Origin of the sequence: [Erwinia] mediterraneensis, from assembly GCF_900604315.1 — a bacterium.
Classification (GTDB): domain Bacteria; phylum Pseudomonadota; class Gammaproteobacteria; order Enterobacterales; family Enterobacteriaceae; genus Pantoea; species Pantoea mediterraneensis_A.
Window position 1 is genome coordinate 3,197,328 of sequence record NZ_LR026978.1, and the last position, 17,370, is coordinate 3,214,697.

Consider the following 17,370-nt stretch of genomic DNA (forward strand, 5'->3'; position numbering starts at 1 on the left):
GCGGGTAAAAAGCGGTCACAGGTTGGCCTGCGTAGTCAGAACGCAGGCCGTTTGCTGCTTAACAGTAAGACGCGGCGTTCCTTCTGTCACGCAGCGAGGGAAGAGATTTACTGTGCCGTCCCGGAGGCTGTTTCAGCGCGGATCTGCGCTTCATAATGATCAATACGGCTGACTTTCGGGCCTGAGCGTCCCGCTTCAAATTCAGACGCCATAAAGCTATCTACCAGCATCAGCGCCAGCTCTTCACCGATCACCCGGGCACCCATCGTCATGATTTGCGCATTATTACTTTTGCGAGCGCGTTCAGCAGAGTAGACGTCATGACACTGCGCCGCACGTACCCCCGGCACTTTATTTGCCACAATCGCCATGCCGATACCGGTTCCACAAACCAGAATGCCGCGCTCAAACTGGCCGTCACGGATGGCGCAGGCGAGATGGAAGGCGATATCCGGATACATTTGATCGTTCCCTGCCACGTCGTGACTGAAATCGACCACCTCAATGCCCTGATCCTGCAGATGTTGTTTCACCCGGTTTTTCATTGCGGTTGCGGCATCATCCGCACCGATAGCCACTTTTAACATGTTCATCCCCTTAAGGCTGACTGGTCTGGATTGAACTTATGTTCATCTGACGATCGCACATGATCACTATCAGGTCGCTGGTTATACCGCTCTCATTGAACATAAGAACACATGATGTACTTATGTTAGATAAATAGCAGGAAAAAAAGCCAATAAAAAGAGGCGAAAGGGTACTTATACGGTGAAATCGTACAAATCTGACACTGTTCACATTTTTACGGGGGGCTGTTTGCTTTGCTCATCTGGTCTGATAGCGTTCATTTGAAAGGGTGAGTCCCAGCTGGCGGCTGGAGAAACCGTGCAAACAGTCTGGAGAAAAGAACATGACCTGGATATTTAACCAACCGTCTGATTTCAAAAATGAAATGGTGGCGGGTTTTGTCAGCGCCCATAAATCAATGGTGCGTCAGGTACCGGGCGGCGTAGTGCGTAATACCCAAAGTAAACCTGGCAGCGTCGCCGTGGTGATTGGCGGCGGCAGCGGCCACTATCCGGCGTTTGCCGGTCTGGTGGGACAGGGACTGGCACATGGCGCGGCCATGGGCAACCTGTTTGCGTCACCTTCAGCGCAGCAAATCTGCTCTGTGGCACGCGCCGCGCACAATGGCGGCGGCGTGCTGCTGACCTTTGGCAACTATGCCGGTGACGTGCTGCATTTTGGCCTCGCCTGTGAGCGGCTGCGTGCGGAAGGCATCCCCTGCGAAACCCTGGCGATTACCGATGATGTCTCCAGCGCGCCGCTGGCGGAAAAAGAGAAGCGCCGGGGAGTGGCAGGCGATCTGGTGGTCTTCAAGATTGCCGCCGCTGCCGCTGAACGTGGCGACTCTCTTGCCGAGGTGCTGGCCATTGCGCGGCGTGCTAATGAGCATACGCGTACCCTGGGACTGGCGTTTGGCGGCTGCACCTTACCCGGTGCGCAGGATCCGCTGTTCACCGTACCGGAGGGTAAAATTGGCTTTGGTCTCGGCATCCATGGCGAACCCGGTATTCATGAACTGCCGCTTACTACCTCAGAAGCGCTTGCGCGCCTGCTCACTGACGGGCTGCTGCAGGAGCGTCCGCAGGCCACTGGCGCAAGCAAAGGCGCACGCCTTGGCGTGATTATCAACGGTCTGGGCGCTGTCAAATATGAGGAGCTGTTTGTCTTCTGGCATAACGTTGAGGCGCTGTTGTCTGCGGCCGATGTGGTGGTGGCGGATGTGCAGATCGGTGAGTTTGTCACCAGTTTCAATATGGCGGGGATGTCAATGACCTTTGTCTGGTTCGATGATGAACTGGAAAGCCTGTGGCTGGCCCCGGCGGTGACGCCCGCGTTTACCCGCGGCTCCGTACTGGCGCAGCTACCGCTGGATGCGGTGCAGCTGGAGCAGAACAGTGTCGTACCGGTGCCGCAGGGCAGCCCCGCATCACAACAGGCGGCGGCCAGGGTAATGAAGATGATCGACGCCATAGCACAAACAGTGATAAATAATGCAGATGAGCTGGGGCGTATCGATGCTATTGCCGGCGATGGCGATCACGGCATCGGCATGACGCGTGGCGTTACGGCCGCCCGTCAGGCGGCGCAGGCGGCGTTAGCGCAGGGCGGCGGTGTGGGTACGCTGCTGCAAATGGCTGCCGATGGCTGGTCAGATGAAGGGGGCGGCACCTCAGGCGCTATCTGGGGGGTGATTCTCAATACCCTGGGCACGGCGCTCGGCAACAGTGCAACCCCGGATGCCGTTGCGGTGGCAGCCGCCATCGAACAGGCGAATGATGGCGTGATGCATTTTGGTAAGGCCAGACCCGGCGATAAAACGCTGGTAGATGTGCTGTTACCCTTCAGCCAGGCGCTGCGTGCCGCTGCCGACGCGGGTCTCTCCCTGAGTGCAGCCTGGCAGCAGGCGGCCAGGGTTGCCCGGCAGAGCGCTGACAGCACCGCACAACTCCTGCCGAAAATCGGTCGCGCCCGACCGCTGGCGGAACGCAGCCTTGGCACCCCTGACGCCGGGGCGCTCTCGCTGGCGATGATCATTACTGCCGTGGCTGAGGTGATGGCAGGCGGCGACGTAGCAGCAGGGACACAGGAGAAAATATGTCCGCAAAAGTGATTATTGGCGTCAGCCATAAAACCTACTTTGGTTACCAGCAGACTCAGGTGTGGTGCCAGCAGGTAGCCGGCCTGTTGCAGGGGCTGCCCGAAAGCTTGACATCAAATCTGGAGCTGTTTACCTTTCCCGCCATGCCTGCCGTGGCCCTGTCGTTACACCATTTTAACGGTACGGTGATGGCGACCGGGGCGCAGAATGTCAGCGCCGCGCCGCCAGGCGCCTGGACCGGCGAAACCAGCGCCGCAATGCTGCAGGAGATGGGCTGCCGTTACGTTGAGATTGGCCATGCTGAACGCCGTCGCCATTTTGGTGAAACGGTGGAGGTTATCAATCAGAAGATCGATATGGCGTTTGCCCACGGCCTGACGCCGGTGGTTTGCATCGGCGAAGACCAGCAGATGAGCGCGGCGCAGGCCGCCGCCTTTGCGGTGGGTCAGGTGCAGGAGCTGCTCGCCCATCGTACACCGCAGCCGCTGCCGCCAGTGATCTTTGCCTGGGAACCGCAGTGGGCGATCGGTGCGCCGCAGCCCGCCAGCGATGATTACATTCGCGACGTTTGCGCGACGTTGCGCGCTTATTTGCACAGCCATTACGGCGCGCAGATGCGGGTGATTTATGGCGGCAGCGCCGGTCCTGGTTTGTTGAGCCGTCTGTACCCGGATGTGGATGGCATTTTTCTTGGGCGCTTTGCGCATCAGAGCGAGGCCATGGCTTCTATTCTTCATGAGGCCCAGCAGATTATCGGGACGGATTGATCGCCAGGAGGGCTTGCTCCCTCGTGGTTATCCGGTTGCAGGAATCCCGCTGTTGCCAACATTTCACGCATTACCGGGCTTCAATCGCGAGGAGAGTCAGTCTGAATGGATAAATCCAGATCGTCCCAGGATTATGAGTTACTTACTGAGATTGCTGTTGCCTACTACTGCGACGAGGTGACGCAGGAAGAGATCGCCAACAAGTTTGGCTTTTCGCGCATTAAAGTGGGGCGTCTGCTGAAACGGGCCAAAGAAGAGGGCATCGTTGAGATCAATGTGCGCTATCACCCGGTTTTCAGTACCCAGCTTGAAAAACAGTTAACAGAACGTTTTCCGGTGAGCCGGGCGCTTATCGCGCTGGATCACAGCGACGAAGATGAACAGCGCCGTCAGATTGCGGCGCTGGTCTCTGGCTATCTCAACAACATTCTTAAAGATGAGATGGTGGTAGCGGTGGGCCAGGGACGTAACGTGGCGGCAGTCGCGGAATTTTCCGGGACAATCCAGCCAAGAAACTGCCGCTTTATCTGCGGCATCGGCGGCACGCATCGTCCAGGCGATGTGATCAACGCTGACCATATCAGCCGTCTGCTGGCGAAGAAATTTGGCGGCAGCAGCGAATCGCTCTACGCTCCTGCCTATGTGGAAAATATCCATCTGAAAGAGATGCTGCTGCAGAATGGCACCATCAAGCAGACTCTGGATCGCGCGCGCAAAGCGGATGTTGCGCTGGTAGGCATCGGCGACATGAACGAAGAGAGCTATATGGTGAAGCTGGGCTGGTTCACGCCGCAGGAGATTAACGATGCCAGCCTGAATCAGGGGGTGATCGGTGACATCGCTGGCTATGACTTTTTTAACGCGCGTGGCGAGCATGTGAACACCGTGATGGATAATCGCGTGATTGGCCTGAGCGTCGAAGAGTTACGGCAGATTCCCTGTGTTATTGCGGTCGCGGCGGAAAATACCAAGGCGATGGCCATTATGGGCGCATTGCGTACCGGCGCGATCGATGTCATCGCCACCAGCGCCAGAAATATCCGCACCCTGTTAAGTATGAGTCAGTAAGGGCCTCAGTCCGGTTCGCTGAGCAGCGCCTGCGCCGTAAGTTCATCGGTGATCAGGCCACTGAGCAGACCGCTGGCCAGCACCGCACGCAGCGCAGCGACTTTGCTGCGCCCACCCACCAGCGCCACGATATTATCCCGGCGTGCACTCGCCAGCGAAACCGCGGTGGTGCGTGCGGTTAAGCCATTCTCGATGCGTTGACCGCGGGCATCAAAAAAGTGGCCCAACAGCTCGCCGACCGCCCCGGAGGCGGAGATATCCTTAATTTCCTGCGCTTCTATCATACCCGCTTCCACCAGCTGGGCGGCAGGCTCCACCGTGCCGATACCCACCAGTTTCAGGGCGCTCTCCGCCGCCATTTTAAACACTTCGCTGACGCCACGCTGCGCTAACAGCACTTCGCGATCTTCCACCGTGTTGGCGAAGAACGGCACCGGCATCATATAGGCGCGTGCCCCGGTTTTTTCCGCGATACGATGCATCACATCATGGGGATTAAGCGCGTAATTGCGTGTGAGGCAGCCGAGCAGCGAGACGAAACGTACCCGATGGGCATCCATGCGCGGCAGCTGATGGATAGCCGCGGAGAGAGTACGGCCATGACCTAAACCGATGGTGATATCCGGATCGTTGACCAGTACGGTGCGCAGGTAATCGGCACCCGCCATGCCCAGCGCGCGTACCGGCAAGCCTTCTTCCGCCAGGTCGGGCGCCACGCGGCAAAAATTCAGGCCGTAGCGCGCGCATAACTGCGCCTCCAGTTCCACACAGGCGACAATGTCGCCGTCAATGGTGACCTTAACCGCGCCTTCCGCCACCACGCGGGCGATCAGGCGATGGGTTTTTACCGAGGGCAGGCCCAGACGTCTGGCGACCTCGGCCTGCGTCAGTCCGCCAACATAGTGCAGCCAGGCCGCACGCAGGCCAAGCGAATCATCATTATCTGTGGGAGAGGGTAGTTTCATCAGTTCATCAGGTTTCAGGCAGAAAAAAGATCGTTGCGCAGCGCTGGCTTGCCTTTACCCTTTCCGGGCAGACAGAGATATCAGCAGCGGCACCCCTGCGCCGCTTTTTCAGCAGAACAGCAGCATGGCATGGCTGATTCGGGGGAGGTGGCCCGCGCAGCCGCGCAGGCCACAGAGGATCAGAGCGTTAAATCCTCAACCCCGGAATCAATGTGCGGCGCCCAGAAGGCGACACTTTCCGCAATATCGACAATCGCCTGGCTATCGGTCGGCTCGCGTTCTTTAAAGCTGAGCTCCAGGCAGATTTCATTGTCCTGCGCGCCGCCACGGGTCAGGGCCTCCAGCAAGGGCGCAGGCTGGATACGGCCTTCAGCATTATAGGCTAAGGTGAAAGGTCTGTGTCCGCCTTTATCCTGCATACTTTGTTTGATATGAATGATCGGCGAATAGGGCGGGACGGCTTCCGCCCAGGCGTAGGGATCATAATCGCGCGGATCGGCAGAGGTGATATCGCCATGATCGATATCGGCCATCATCCACATGGGAATCGCCATGCCAGCGGCACTCAGGCGTTCCTGCAGCGCGAGGCAGGCAGGAATGGTTTCGCCAAATTCACGTCCCACGCTCATCGGCTCCCAGAACAGGTATTCCAGTCCCGCGGCGCGCGCATGCTCCGCCACTTCTGCCCAGCAATCGATAGCAATGGCGATCAGATTCTCGCGGCGCGCCGGGTCGTTGTAATCCTTTTGGGTAAAAATCGCGAACTGCGAACCCACTGCCTTACCGCCCAGTTCCGCGGTGATATCGGCAAAGGTTTTAAACCAGTCGATATAGTAGCGGCGTACGCTGGCATCGGGATGACCAAAGTGATTCAGCCGCCCGTAGGGACCGGTCATGCCGGAGGTGACGCGCACCCCGGTCGCCTGTAACGCTTTTCTCATGCGTCGCGTCATCTGATTAATGGTCGCAGCAGGCCAGCCGGGATTAATAAATTCATGGGTGAGCTGCAAATCGCGAATGCGGATCTGTTGCGCCACGGTGTAAATCAGATCCTCTGGTTCGGCAAAACGGTTAACCAGCGGGTTGGTGTTCAGTGACAGGGTCAGCGCCATCATTAACCTCCTTAACGGGCCAGTGCGCGCAGCGGCTCAGGTGACAGTGTCACGTAAGTCCGGCTGAACCAGTGATCAAATCCCTGCTGCTGGGCGGGTGTCAGATGCAGATAGTGTTTGGTGCGACGATAAAGAATGTCATCTGTCTGCTGCGCCCACTCTTTTTCCACCAGATAGCGGGCTTCCGCTTCATATAACAGACCGCCAAAATGTTGACCCAGGTCGTCCAGCGTTTGCGCCTCGCCCAGCAGTTGCGGCAGACGCGCGCCATACAGGCGCGCATAGTGCTTGCGCAGCGGCGCGGGCAGCCAGGGATATTGTTCCTTCAGCGACTGCAGAAAGGTTTCAAAATCAGCATCCGGGATCTCGCCGCCGGGCAGCGTGGCATCACGCGTCCAGTCCGGCCCCATTTGCGGAAAGAAGGGCGCGAGTTTTTGCAGCGCATGTTCCGCCAGCTTACGAAAGGTGGTGATCTTGCCGCCAAATACATGTAGCAAGGGTAGCTGCTGCTGCTCATCGAGATCGAACACATAGTCGCGGGTCACGGCGGAGGGGTTGCCTTTACCGTCGTCAAACAGCGGACGCACGCCGGAGAAGCGGGTAATCACATCCTCTGCGGTGAGCTTAACTTTGAAATAGCGGTTCACGGCGTCAATCAGATACTGCTGCTCTCCTTCATCGGCGCAGACGGAGTCCGCATCTCCTTGCCAGGCGATATCGGTGGTGCCGATCAGCGCTTTATCGCCCTCGTAAGGGTTAATAAAGATGACGCGCTTATCGTGGTTCTGCACCAGATAGGCCTGCTGCCCCTCCCAGAATTTGGGCACGATAATGTGCGAGCCTTTTACCAGCCGCACGCTGCGGTGACTCTGACTGTGGGTGACCTGATTGACGATATCCAGCACCCAGGGCCCGGCGGCGTTGACCAGTACCCGGGCGCGAACCTGGCGCTGTTCGCCGCTGCGGGTATTCTCCAGCGTGATCTCCCAGGCGCCCGGCGTGCGTTTCGCCGCCACGCAGCGAGTACGCGTCAGGATGGTTGCGCCGCGTTCGGCGGCGTCCAGTGCGTTCAGGGCGACCAGGCGGGCATCGTCCACCCAGCAGTCGGAATACTCGAATCCTTTCTGATAGCGATCAAGAATCGGCGCGCCTTCCGGATCACGCAACAAGTCCAGCGAGCGGGTGCCGGGCAGTTTATTTCGCCCGCCAAGATGATCGTAGAGAAACAAGCCCAGGCGCACCAGCCAGGCGGGGCGGTCACTGGGGCTGTGCGGCAGCACAAAGCGCATCGGCCAGATGATATGCGGCGCAGCCCTTAGCAATACTTCACGCTCAATCAGCGCCTCGCGCACCAGACGAAACTCATAATATTCCAGATAGCGCAGACCGCCATGAACCAGCTTGCCGGAGCGGGAGGAGGTGCCCTGTGCCAGGTCATCTTTTTCGCACATCATGACAGATAAGCCGCGGCCCGCCGCGTCGCGTGCAATGCCCGCGCCATTAATCCCTCCGCCAATAACAAACAGATCCAGAATATTTTCGCTCATGATCGACTCCATAAATCGGTTAACGGTCTGTGACGGGCTGTTTTAAGGTGTGCCAGACCGACGGCAGTTCGCTGCGGATCTGCTGATAGCTGCCAAACAGCTGCTGATAGCGCGCGGTTAACGCCGCCGGGGGCGCTTCCGCCTCTGCCAGTAGCGGCGTCACCCAGGTTTGCACGCAGTCGGCCATCGAGGGATAAGCTCCGATGGCGACGGCGGCCATCATGGCGGCACCGGCCGCCCCCGCTTCTTCACGACGACTGCAGCGCACCGGCACGCCGGTGCAGGCCGCCAGGATCTGGCGCAGCTGAGGGGAGCGAATGGCGCCACCGGTCAGGCGTAGTTCGCCGGGCAGGTTATTACCCATTGCCAGATAGCAATCGCGCGCGGCCATGCCAATGCCTTCAATCACCGCACGCACCATGTCGCCAAATTCGTGGCGGTAGCTCAGGCCGATAAAGCTGGCTCGCGCTTCCGCATTAACAAAGGGACCACGCTCGCCCGCTTCGGAAATGTAAGGGTGGTAAAGAAGTTCCCCGGGGCTGGCGGCGCTCAGCCAGCGGTCGATGTGCTGTACCAGCGTGGCGTGGTCAACATCGCAGCCGAAACTGTTCAGCAGATCGCTGGCCATTTTGAGCAGCCAGTCGAGATTCAGGGTCGAGGCCATATTGGTCTGCACCTGGGTGACATAGCCCGGCCAGGGCAACGGGATGACATAGCCGGTTTGCGCCGGGTTAAGCCAGACCGCCTCCGTGGGCAGCGTGCGTAAATGTACGCCGGTGGAGCCCACGATCGAGCAGGCGGTATTGGCTTCGCCGGTATGGACGCCCGCGCCCAGCGCAGTCATCGCCATATCCACATAGCCGAGGCTGACCGGGGTTCCGGCACGCAGACCGGTCATGCGCGCGGCTTCGGCAGTCAGAGGGTGGGTGGTTTGCGTGCCGTCAATGATCTCCGGCAGCAGATGGCGACGATGGTTCAGGCCCAGCGCGGCGATTACCTGCTCGTCATAACGCTGGTGGCGGAAGTTGCCAAAGGTAAAACTCGCTTCCGACGGGTCAGTGGCGCGCACGCCGGTCAGGTTCAGATAGAGCCAGTCCTTACAGTGCAGGGCGACTTCACTGTTATCGAGCAGTTCAGGATGAAAGCGATCCATATGCGCCATTTGCGCGCCTTGCTGGCAGGTATTCAGCCCAGTGCCGGTGGCCTCAAAACGGGCACGCGCCAGCGGTGACGCCGCCAGCCGTTCTACTGTGGGGGCTGCCCGGGCGTCCAGCCAAATCCAGGCATCGCCTGTCGGCTGGTTGCCGGCACCTACCAGCCAGGTGCCATCGCCCTGGGCTGTTACCGCCACCGCCACTACGCGCGCCGCCAGATTTTCGACACGTTCCGCAAGCTGGCGAATCGCCGCGGCGGCATCCTGCCAGGTCTGGCTCATGGATTGCTGCGCGGATCCATCTTTGCCGCGCACATAACGGTTACGAGCTGAGGCGCAGTCAAGCTGCTCGCCTGTCAGGCTGAAGGCGACCGCCTTGACCACCGAGGTGCCGGAATCCAGCCCCAGAATAATGTCACCGCTATCCATCGATACCTCCGCTGACCTGGCCTGCTTGTTGGCTAAGAGAGAAACTGTTCATTGACCGTCCGCCACTGGTGTTAATGGTATGTGTCTGGTTTGTTGACTAATGTCATACACTATCTCTCACATAGTTAACATCAGTTCTGTATTATTTTTCTATACCTGGAATAAATTTCATTTCACAGCGCGAATGCGATCACGCTTTGCCGCGGCGGTTGTTAACCAAAACTACTCATTCACTCATGTTATTACCTATTTTTATAATGAGTTAACACAATTCTCCCCTCCGGTTGAAAATGGCGATCCAGATCGCGCTCTGCACAAAAAACTGCCGTCCCCGTTGACAACAAGATAACAAACGCACAATTCTCATCGCATATATTTATCGTATTTATAACATCAAGGCGGACTGTTGCCGCCAGCGCTAACTCTCTGTGAGGTCAACCTTATGTCTGGTGTTTCCGTACTCTCATCCCGACACCCGCGCCGTTCGCTACGGCGTTATACCCTGATCGGACTTACCGTGCTGGCGGTGCTGATCGCCATGGCCCTGGATAGCAAAGTGGTCAGCACCGACGCCGACCAGGCCCTGCAGACGCAGGGCTTCTCTGCCGACAGCTATGGCGAGAAAACCTTTCCGGCAATCAAAAGCTATGTGGAATCCCATGCTGTTGAAGCAACGGAACTGGCTGCCGCGTTAAAGGCGAACCAGCAGGAAGCGGCAAAAAAATATGGCGTGGGCACGCCGATGCCGGTGATACCGGTACGCTTTCAGGGGGTAGTGGGAGAAGGGAAGTCCGGGATCTATAGCGTCCAGGTGGAAGGTTTGCCGGAGGGTATGAAAGTACGTCTGCAGACCGGCCCGGTTCTCACCAGCACCGAGCTGCGTGATGCCACCGGCACCATTAAATTCGGCGATTTTACCAATCAGATTGAATACCAGAACGCAGGATCGGCCATCAACCGGGCGCTGAAAACTGCACTGCTGGATAAACTCGATCGTGACACCCTGCCGGGCAAACAGGTCATGGTGGTGGGGGTGTTCCGCTTACTGACGCCCAATAACTGGTTAGTCACACCGGTCACGCTGGAGGTGAAATGAGTCAGACCACGCTGCATCCGACGTTGCTGAAAGGCGAGGTGGTGCTCTCCGCCCGAAATATCAGCAAAGTGTATGGATCGACCCATGCACTGAAAGAGGTGAACTTTGATATCCGGCGCGGAGAAGTCACCACGCTGTTTGGTGAAAACGGCGCAGGCAAATCCACATTGATGAAAATTCTTTCCGGGGTGATTACTCCCACCAGCGGGGAAATTGTGCTGAACGGCCAGGTAAAAGTGTTCAGCTCGGCTACCGATGCGCGCGACCACGGTATCTCGATTATTCATCAGGAGCTGAACCTCGCCCCGAACATGAATGTGCGCGACAACATCTTTATTGGCCGCGAAATCATGAAACCCGGCGGGGTGGATTATGCCGAAGAGGCGCGCATCACGGCGCATCTGATGCAGGCGCTGGAAGAGGATATCGATCCGCTGACTCCGGTGGAGAATCTGCGTCTGGGCCAGCAGCAGATTGTCGAGATCGCCCGCGCACTGTCAGTGAATTCGCAAATCCTGATTATGGATGAACCTACCTCTGCCCTGAGCGCGGCGGAAGTCGAAGTGCTGTTTCAGGTGATCCGCGATCTCACCAGTCAGGGGGTGGCAATCGTCTATATCTCCCACCATCTGGAAGAGGCGCTGGAGATCACCGATCGCGCCGTGGTGCTGCGTGATGGGGTGATGACCGCCTGGGCGCGTCGCGATGAGATCGACCTTGCCTGGATTGTACGCAATATGGTGGGCGATCACTTTGATCTCGGCTCGCCGCCGCAGGGCTATGACTTTGGTGACACGGCGCTGGCGATTAAAGATCTCACGGTGAAAAGCAAAACCGGCATCCGACTGGTGGATAACCTGTCGCTGGATGTCCGCGCCGGGGAGATTGTCTGCATCTATGGCCTGATGGGGGCCGGACGTACGGAGCTGATGGAGTGTGTGGCCGGACGCCTGCGTCAGGCATCGGGCGTGATTTTGCTGGGCGATCAGGATGTCTCCGGACTGAGCATTTCGCAGCGCATTGACAGCGGACTGGCGCTGGTGCCGGAGGATCGGCAGCGCGACGGGCTGGTGCAAACCATGTCGGTGGGGGAAAACCTCAGCCTGGCCAGTATCAGCCAGTTTGTGCGCGGTCTGATGCTTTCCATTCGCCGGGAAAAACAGCTGGTCGCTGACAGTATCCGTAACGTCACGGTGAAAACCGCCGGTGGCGAGGCGGAGATCGGCTCGCTGTCAGGCGGCAATCAGCAAAAAGTGGTGATTGGCAAAATGCTGGCCACCGGGCCGAAAGTGATCTTGCTGGATGAACCGAGCCGCGGCATCGATATCGGCGCCAAAGCGGAGGTGTTCCGCTTGCTGGCGGATAACGCGCGCAAAGGGCTGGCGGTCATCTACTCCACCTCTGAAGTGGGCGAGTGTCTGAGCATCGCCCATCGCATTGTGGTGATGAGCAAAGGCCGCATTGCGGCAGTGTTTGATTCCAGCGTAACTAAAGAGCGCATCATGGCGGCCTCTGGCGAGTCCCTGGTGGCATGACGATGAAAATTGGAGCGAAAACCATGACTGACAGAACCCAGTCGCTGGGTACCACCCCGGTACCAGCGGGTAAAAGCCGTAGCGGCAAAGGGATAAGCCTGACCCGCATTCTGCTGGAAGGGCGCGCGTTCTTCGCCTTGCTGGTGATTATTGCGGTGTTCTCTTCCCTGTCGCCCCACTATTTTTCCGGCGCGAACTTCCTGACTATGGCCTCACACGTGGCGATTTTCGGCCTGCCCGCCATCGGCATGTTACTGGTGATCCTTAACGGCGGTATCGATCTGTCGGTGGGCTCCACCCTGGGACTGGCTGGTGTCTGCGCCGGTTTCATGATGCAGGGCATTAATCTTGAAGCACTCGGCGTAGTGCTCTATCTGCCGGTGTGGGCGGTAGCGATTCTGACGCTGGTGGTCGGGGCGCTGGTCGGGCTGGTGAACGGCATTTTGATTGCCTGGTGTCGCGTACCGGCCTTTGTCGCCACCCTCGGCACCATGTATGTGGCGCGCGGCATCGCACTGCTGATGACCAATGGACTGACCTATAACAAGCTGTCCGGCAATCCCGCGCTGGGCAACACCGGTTTTGACTGGCTGGGCTTTAACCGCATTTTCAATATTCCGGTCGGCGTGCTGGTGCTGGGCGTTGTCGCGCTGGCCTGCGGGTTTTTGCTGAGCCGCAGCGCCTTTGGCCGCTGGCTGTATGCCTCCGGCGGCAATGAGCGTGCGGCAGACCTCTCTGGCGTACCGGTTAAACGCGTCAAAATCACCGTCTATGTTCTGTCTGGCGTCTGCGCAGCGCTGGCCGGGCTGGTGCTCTCTTCACAGCTGACCTCCGCAGGCCCGACGGCCGGCACCACTTATGAACTGACGGCGATCGCGGCGGTGGTGATTGGCGGCGCGGCGCTGACCGGCGGACGCGGCAACGTACGCGGCACCTTGCTGGGCGCTTTCGTCATCGGCTTCCTGTCTGATGGTCTGGTGATTATTGGCGTCTCCGCCTACTGGCAGACGGTGTTCACCGGCGCGGTGATCGTGCTGGCGGTACTGCTTAATACGCTGCAGTACGGACGACGGGCACGCTAACGCTTATTTTGTCCGGGGCGGAGGCCGGGTCGTATCCGTTCTGATGTTTATACGTAACCTGTACCCCCAACATAACGGAGCAATAACATGAAGTTTCAGAACAGCAAAGGTTTTATCCTGGCCGCAGCGCTGGCTGTCTGCGCCACGCCGACATGGGCCGAGGGATTGATGACCATTATTGTCAACGACCCGTCGAATCCTTACTGGTTAACAGAAGGGCAGGTGGCGCAAAAAACCGCCGAGAAGCTCGGCTATACCGCCAAGGTCAGCGCCCATAAAGGGGATACCAATACCGAAAGCCAGCTGATTGATACCGCAATCACCAATAAGTCGAAAGCGATTATCCTCGACCCGGCGAACGCTGACGGCTCTGTGGGCTCGGTGAAGAAAGCTATCGCCGCCAATATTCCGGTGTTTGTCATTAACGCCGAACTGAATCAGAGCGGCCTGGCCAAAGCGCAGCTGGTTTCCAATAACGCGCAGGGCGCTGCGCTGGGCGCACAGCAGTGGGTGCAGCAGGTCGGGGATGCCGGCGATTACGTTGAACTGAAAGGCCCGCCGTCAGATAACAACGCCGCCACCCGCGCTAACGGTTTTGAAACCGTGCTGAGCCAGTATCCCGATCTGAAAAAAGTCGGTTCTGAAGTGGCGAGTTGGGACCGTACTCAGGGTTATAACAAAATGCAGTCCATGCTGCAGGCGAACCCCAATATCAAAGGCGTGATCAGCGGTAACGACGAAATGGCGTTGGGCGCGATTGCAGCGCTGAAAGAAGCGGGCAAGCTGAAGCAGGTTACGGTCGGCGGGTTTGATGGCTCTCCGGACGCGGTTGATGCGGTGAAAGAGGGCACGCTGGCCTATACCGTGATGCAGCCTGTCGCTACCTTTGCGCAGAAAGCGGTGGAGCAGGCGGACAATTTCCTGAAAACCGGTAAGACCGGCGCAGACGCAGAAAAACAGCTGTTTGACTGTGTATTAATTACCAAAGAGAATGCCGACAAAATGACCCAGCCGTTTATTCTGTCTGAATAATCGCTTACAGAACACCAGGGCGCGTCAGCGCCCTTTACTGATTCTTCGATTTGCTAAACCGGCATTTCAGCAGTGTAATAGATGGCGGCTCCTCTTTGATCTCCTTATGGACGAACTATGACGCAAACGACGCAGGATCACTCTCTTAATCTGTTTATGGCCGAAACGCTGCCCAGTGACAGCCGCCAGGCGCGTCAGCTGGCACGCCGGCAGCTGATTGTCGAAGCGGTAATGACCGAGGGCGCGATCCGCATTGAGGATATTACCGAACGATTCGGTATCAGCCTGATGACCGCGCACCGCGATATTGATGAACTGGCCGAGCGCGGCCTGCTGCATAAAACCCGGGGAGTGGTGTCAGCGACCCCTACCAGCCTGGTGGAGTCCAGCGATATCTACCGCGCAACGCGCCAGCTGGAAGAGAAGCAGGCAATCGCGGCGGAAGCGGCGAGCTATCTGGAGCCTGGCCAGGCGATCTTTCTCGATGACTCTACCACTGTGTTTCAAATGGCGCGTTTGCTGCCCGCCCGGGCGCCGCTGACGGTGATCACCAACTCGCTGACGTTAATGAGCGAGCTGAAAGATATGCATGATATTACGCTGCTTGGGCTTGGCGGCCAGTTTCACAACTGGTGCAACGCCTTTATGGGGCATATGACGCGCCATGAGATTGGCGGGCTGCGTGCGGATCGCTTTTTTGTCAGTATGTCAGCGATTATGGATGACAGCGTCTTCCATCAGTCTGCCGAGATGGTGGAAACCAAGCGGGCGATGTTTGAAGCGGCGCAACAGCGTATTCTGCTGATGGATCACACCAAATTTGAGCGCCGCGCGCTGCACCGTTTCGCCCATCTGAGCGAGTTTGATGTGGTGATTGTGAATCAGGGCACGCCGGTGCCTGCGCTGCGCCGGATGAAGGAGTTAGGGGTGAATGTGGTGGTCGCGCCGATGAAGGTCGCTGTCTGACGGCCGCAAGGCTGTTTTTCATCGCCGCGCGGAACCGCAGAGGCGCTCAGCATACTCAGTGCTTAATTATCATCCATTCACTGAGGAGCCTTTATGCGTGTTTCTGGTTCACCCTTGTCAAACGTGCCCGTGCCCGAGAATCATAAAAAACTGGCCGGCAACGCTCCCGAGTCGGGCCGTCAGCCACACTACACCATCCGTAAAGGGGGAGTGCAACAGGACTCATTTACCATTTCCTCGCGACCCGACAGCCGTTCTGATGGCGCAGGCGGCGCAGACAGGCTGCGGCGACCATCGGATCGGACGGATACCCTGAGCTTGACGCAAAATGACTCGCTTTTCGACATCATCAGCAAATTCCTTACCGGCAGCACTGACAATACGATCAATACCGACAACACCTTCTCTTCCTCTACGCCTTCGGCTGTCAGTCTGCCTCCGGGCCAACCGCTAACGCCTCCGACTTCCCCCTTCACCAGCCCGGCTTATCAACAGGCGGTCGCCGATGCATCGGGGGCGAACGGCGACAATATGTCTTTTGAGCAGGTCGTCACTACCCTCGGGCGGCATGAAGGTCTGCTGAAAAAGCCGCTTGACCAGAAGGGGATAGAAAAGCTGATCAACGACCCGGCCACGCCAACCGATGCGCAACAGGCGCTGCAGGCGTTGTTAAATAATCCTGAGATGATGGCAGAAGTCGACAGCGCCAAAAATGGCAAGTCAGACGGGAAAATCAGCGCTAAAGATATTCGGGAGCTGCAGAAAAAACCAGAAATCATGGAGTATGCGAATATCAAAGCAGAAAGCTATACCCACGCTTATGTCCCGTCCGATGCTAAACCGGGATCGCCCGCGCGCGAAATGACCGACAATGACGCCATGCGCGAACTCTACCTCTATTCCGAAAGCCTGCCCAAAAACATCAATATGGAAACTCTGCAAAAAATCGCCAATGGCACGCAGGATATGGGGAAATGCCCGCCGCAGGTAGCCGCCGCCGCGAAATATTTTGTCGATAACCCGGATAAATGGCAGCAGCTCACCGGGAAAGATGATCCGAAAGCCTCAGTATCACGCGACCGGCTATGCGATCTGGCCTCGTACAACGTTAAGCTCTCGCCGCAGGAGAGCAAAGCGCTGGAAACCTTAAAGAATAATAAGGACGTTTTCTTTAAGGGCGGCAGTATTAAGCCCGATAAATTGCAGAAAATTGCCAACGATTCCAGTAACAGTCAGGACGTGCGCGAGGCAGCCAGCTTGCTGAGTCAGCCAAATTCCATGCTGTTTTCGATGCTGGATAACGGTAAGCATGGCGCGGGCGGGAACTTCTTTAACAAAGCGAACGATCGCAGCATCAGCAAAGGGGATCTGGACGCCTTTATCAGTAAGGGCTCGAATCAGATTGCCCCGCCGGCCAGACTCGCTCCGACCCACTCCAGCGATCCTCTCGCGCAGGCCGCGAAGCAGGATATGGATGTTGGTCAGGAAACGCAGCCCGATGCCAAAAAAGTCAAAGGCGGCGGATTCTTTAAGATGCTTGATATCCTGAGTTCGTTAATCATGGCTCCGCTGGGGGGCGGTATCGGCGCCGCGTTGGCTATCGGCCGCGCTGTCGTGACAACGGCGGTTAAGGCAGGCGTGAAAGAGGGCGTCAAAGCGGCGACGAAACAGGAGGTTAAACATGAAGCCAAAACCAACTTTAAAAATGAGCTTAAAGAGGGCGTAAAAGATACGGTTAAAGATGGAGTGAAAGATGGCATTAAAGATGGCGTCAGAGAGTACGCCAGTAATGAATCCTATAATTCTCCATCCTCGAGCGAATCTCCCACCGTATGGGCACAGAGCTAAAGGTTCGTTGCCTGAACATATCGGCAGCGCATAAAAAATCCACGCAGGCGCGTGGATTTTTCCTTAATCCCCCTCCCCGGGAATGCGTGCGTCTGTTTGGTTGTG

General features: G+C 57.7%; 14 protein-coding genes. 9 read left to right on the forward strand and 5 right to left on the reverse strand.

All coding sequences use genetic code 11. From position 1 onward, the window contains the following. Positions 1-107: 107 nt before the first annotated feature. A complete protein-coding gene (locus tag E0E17_RS15070; protein ID WP_130834827.1) occupies positions 108-587 on the reverse strand; it encodes an RpiB/LacA/LacB family sugar-phosphate isomerase in 480 nt (159 codons plus the stop codon). A 323-nt stretch (positions 588-910) separates the two neighbouring features. Between E0E17_RS15070 and E0E17_RS15075 the strand changes: the two genes are divergently transcribed. The 3 genes from E0E17_RS15075 to E0E17_RS15085 all read left to right on the forward strand — a co-directional run bounded on the left by E0E17_RS15075 (position 911) and on the right by E0E17_RS15085 (position 4,500). Beyond that, the gene (locus E0E17_RS15075; protein WP_130834828.1) at positions 911-2,677 is read left to right on the forward strand and encodes a dihydroxyacetone kinase family protein; all 1,767 of its coding nucleotides are present in this window, start codon (positions 911-913) and stop codon (positions 2,675-2,677) included. Then, entirely contained in the window at positions 2,662-3,432 is a 771-nt protein-coding gene (locus E0E17_RS15080; protein WP_130834829.1) for a triose-phosphate isomerase family protein, read from the forward strand. The genes E0E17_RS15075 and E0E17_RS15080 overlap by 16 nt, the downstream gene beginning before the upstream one ends. Positions 3,433-3,537: 105 nt before the next feature. Next, positions 3,538-4,500 (forward strand): sugar-binding transcriptional regulator, encoded by a 963-nt coding sequence (locus E0E17_RS15085; protein WP_130834830.1) that lies wholly within the window; start codon positions 3,538-3,540, stop codon positions 4,498-4,500. A gap of 5 nt (positions 4,501-4,505) precedes the next feature. On the opposite strand, the gene E0E17_RS15090 is transcribed toward E0E17_RS15085, so the two are convergent. From E0E17_RS15090 to E0E17_RS15105, 4 genes are all read right to left on the reverse strand, one after another. Then, the gene (locus E0E17_RS15090; RefSeq protein ID WP_130834831.1) at positions 4,506-5,465 is read right to left on the reverse strand and encodes a sugar-binding transcriptional regulator; all 960 of its coding nucleotides are present in this window, start codon (positions 5,463-5,465) and stop codon (positions 4,506-4,508) included. A gap of 179 nt (positions 5,466-5,644) precedes the next feature. Then, positions 5,645-6,577, reverse strand: a complete 933-nt coding sequence (locus tag E0E17_RS15095; RefSeq protein ID WP_130835573.1) for a TIM barrel protein — start codon at positions 6,575-6,577, stop codon at positions 5,645-5,647. An 11-nt stretch (positions 6,578-6,588) separates the two neighbouring features. After that, positions 6,589-8,124, reverse strand: a complete 1,536-nt coding sequence (locus E0E17_RS15100; protein ID WP_130834832.1) for a glycerol-3-phosphate dehydrogenase — start codon at positions 8,122-8,124, stop codon at positions 6,589-6,591. A 19-nt stretch (positions 8,125-8,143) separates the two neighbouring features. Continuing rightward, positions 8,144-9,706, reverse strand: coding sequence for an FGGY-family carbohydrate kinase (locus E0E17_RS15105; RefSeq protein WP_130834833.1), 1,563 nt, complete (start codon positions 9,704-9,706; stop codon positions 8,144-8,146). Positions 9,707-10,148: 442 nt separating this feature from the next. Here E0E17_RS15105 and E0E17_RS15110 point away from each other — a divergent pair, with 442 nt between their 5' ends. The 6 genes from E0E17_RS15110 to E0E17_RS15135 all read left to right on the forward strand — a co-directional run bounded on the left by E0E17_RS15110 (position 10,149) and on the right by E0E17_RS15135 (position 17,265). Beyond that, positions 10,149-10,802 carry a DUF2291 family protein gene (locus tag E0E17_RS15110; RefSeq protein ID WP_130834834.1) on the forward strand — a complete coding sequence of 218 codons (654 nt, stop codon included), beginning with the start codon at positions 10,149-10,151 and terminating at the stop codon, positions 10,800-10,802. Continuing rightward, positions 10,799-12,337, forward strand: a complete 1,539-nt coding sequence (locus E0E17_RS15115) for a sugar ABC transporter ATP-binding protein (RefSeq protein WP_130834835.1) — start codon at positions 10,799-10,801, stop codon at positions 12,335-12,337. The genes E0E17_RS15110 and E0E17_RS15115 overlap by 4 nt, the downstream gene beginning before the upstream one ends. Before the next feature lie 23 nt (positions 12,338-12,360). After that, on the forward strand, positions 12,361-13,419 hold the full coding sequence (locus E0E17_RS15120; RefSeq protein WP_207302092.1) for an ABC transporter permease: 1,059 nt from the start codon (positions 12,361-12,363) through the stop codon (positions 13,417-13,419). A gap of 87 nt (positions 13,420-13,506) precedes the next feature. Further along, entirely contained in the window at positions 13,507-14,451 is a 945-nt protein-coding gene (locus tag E0E17_RS15125) for a D-ribose ABC transporter substrate-binding protein (RefSeq protein WP_130834836.1), read from the forward strand. Positions 14,452-14,568: 117 nt separating this feature from the next. Further along, on the forward strand, positions 14,569-15,417 hold the full coding sequence (locus E0E17_RS15130) for a DeoR/GlpR family DNA-binding transcription regulator (RefSeq protein WP_130834837.1): 849 nt from the start codon (positions 14,569-14,571) through the stop codon (positions 15,415-15,417). Between the two features lie 93 nt (positions 15,418-15,510). After that, positions 15,511-17,265 (forward strand): HrpF/NolX family T3SS translocon protein, encoded by a 1,755-nt coding sequence (locus E0E17_RS15135; RefSeq protein WP_237680797.1) that lies wholly within the window; start codon positions 15,511-15,513, stop codon positions 17,263-17,265. The last annotated feature ends 105 nt before the right edge of the window (positions 17,266-17,370 follow it).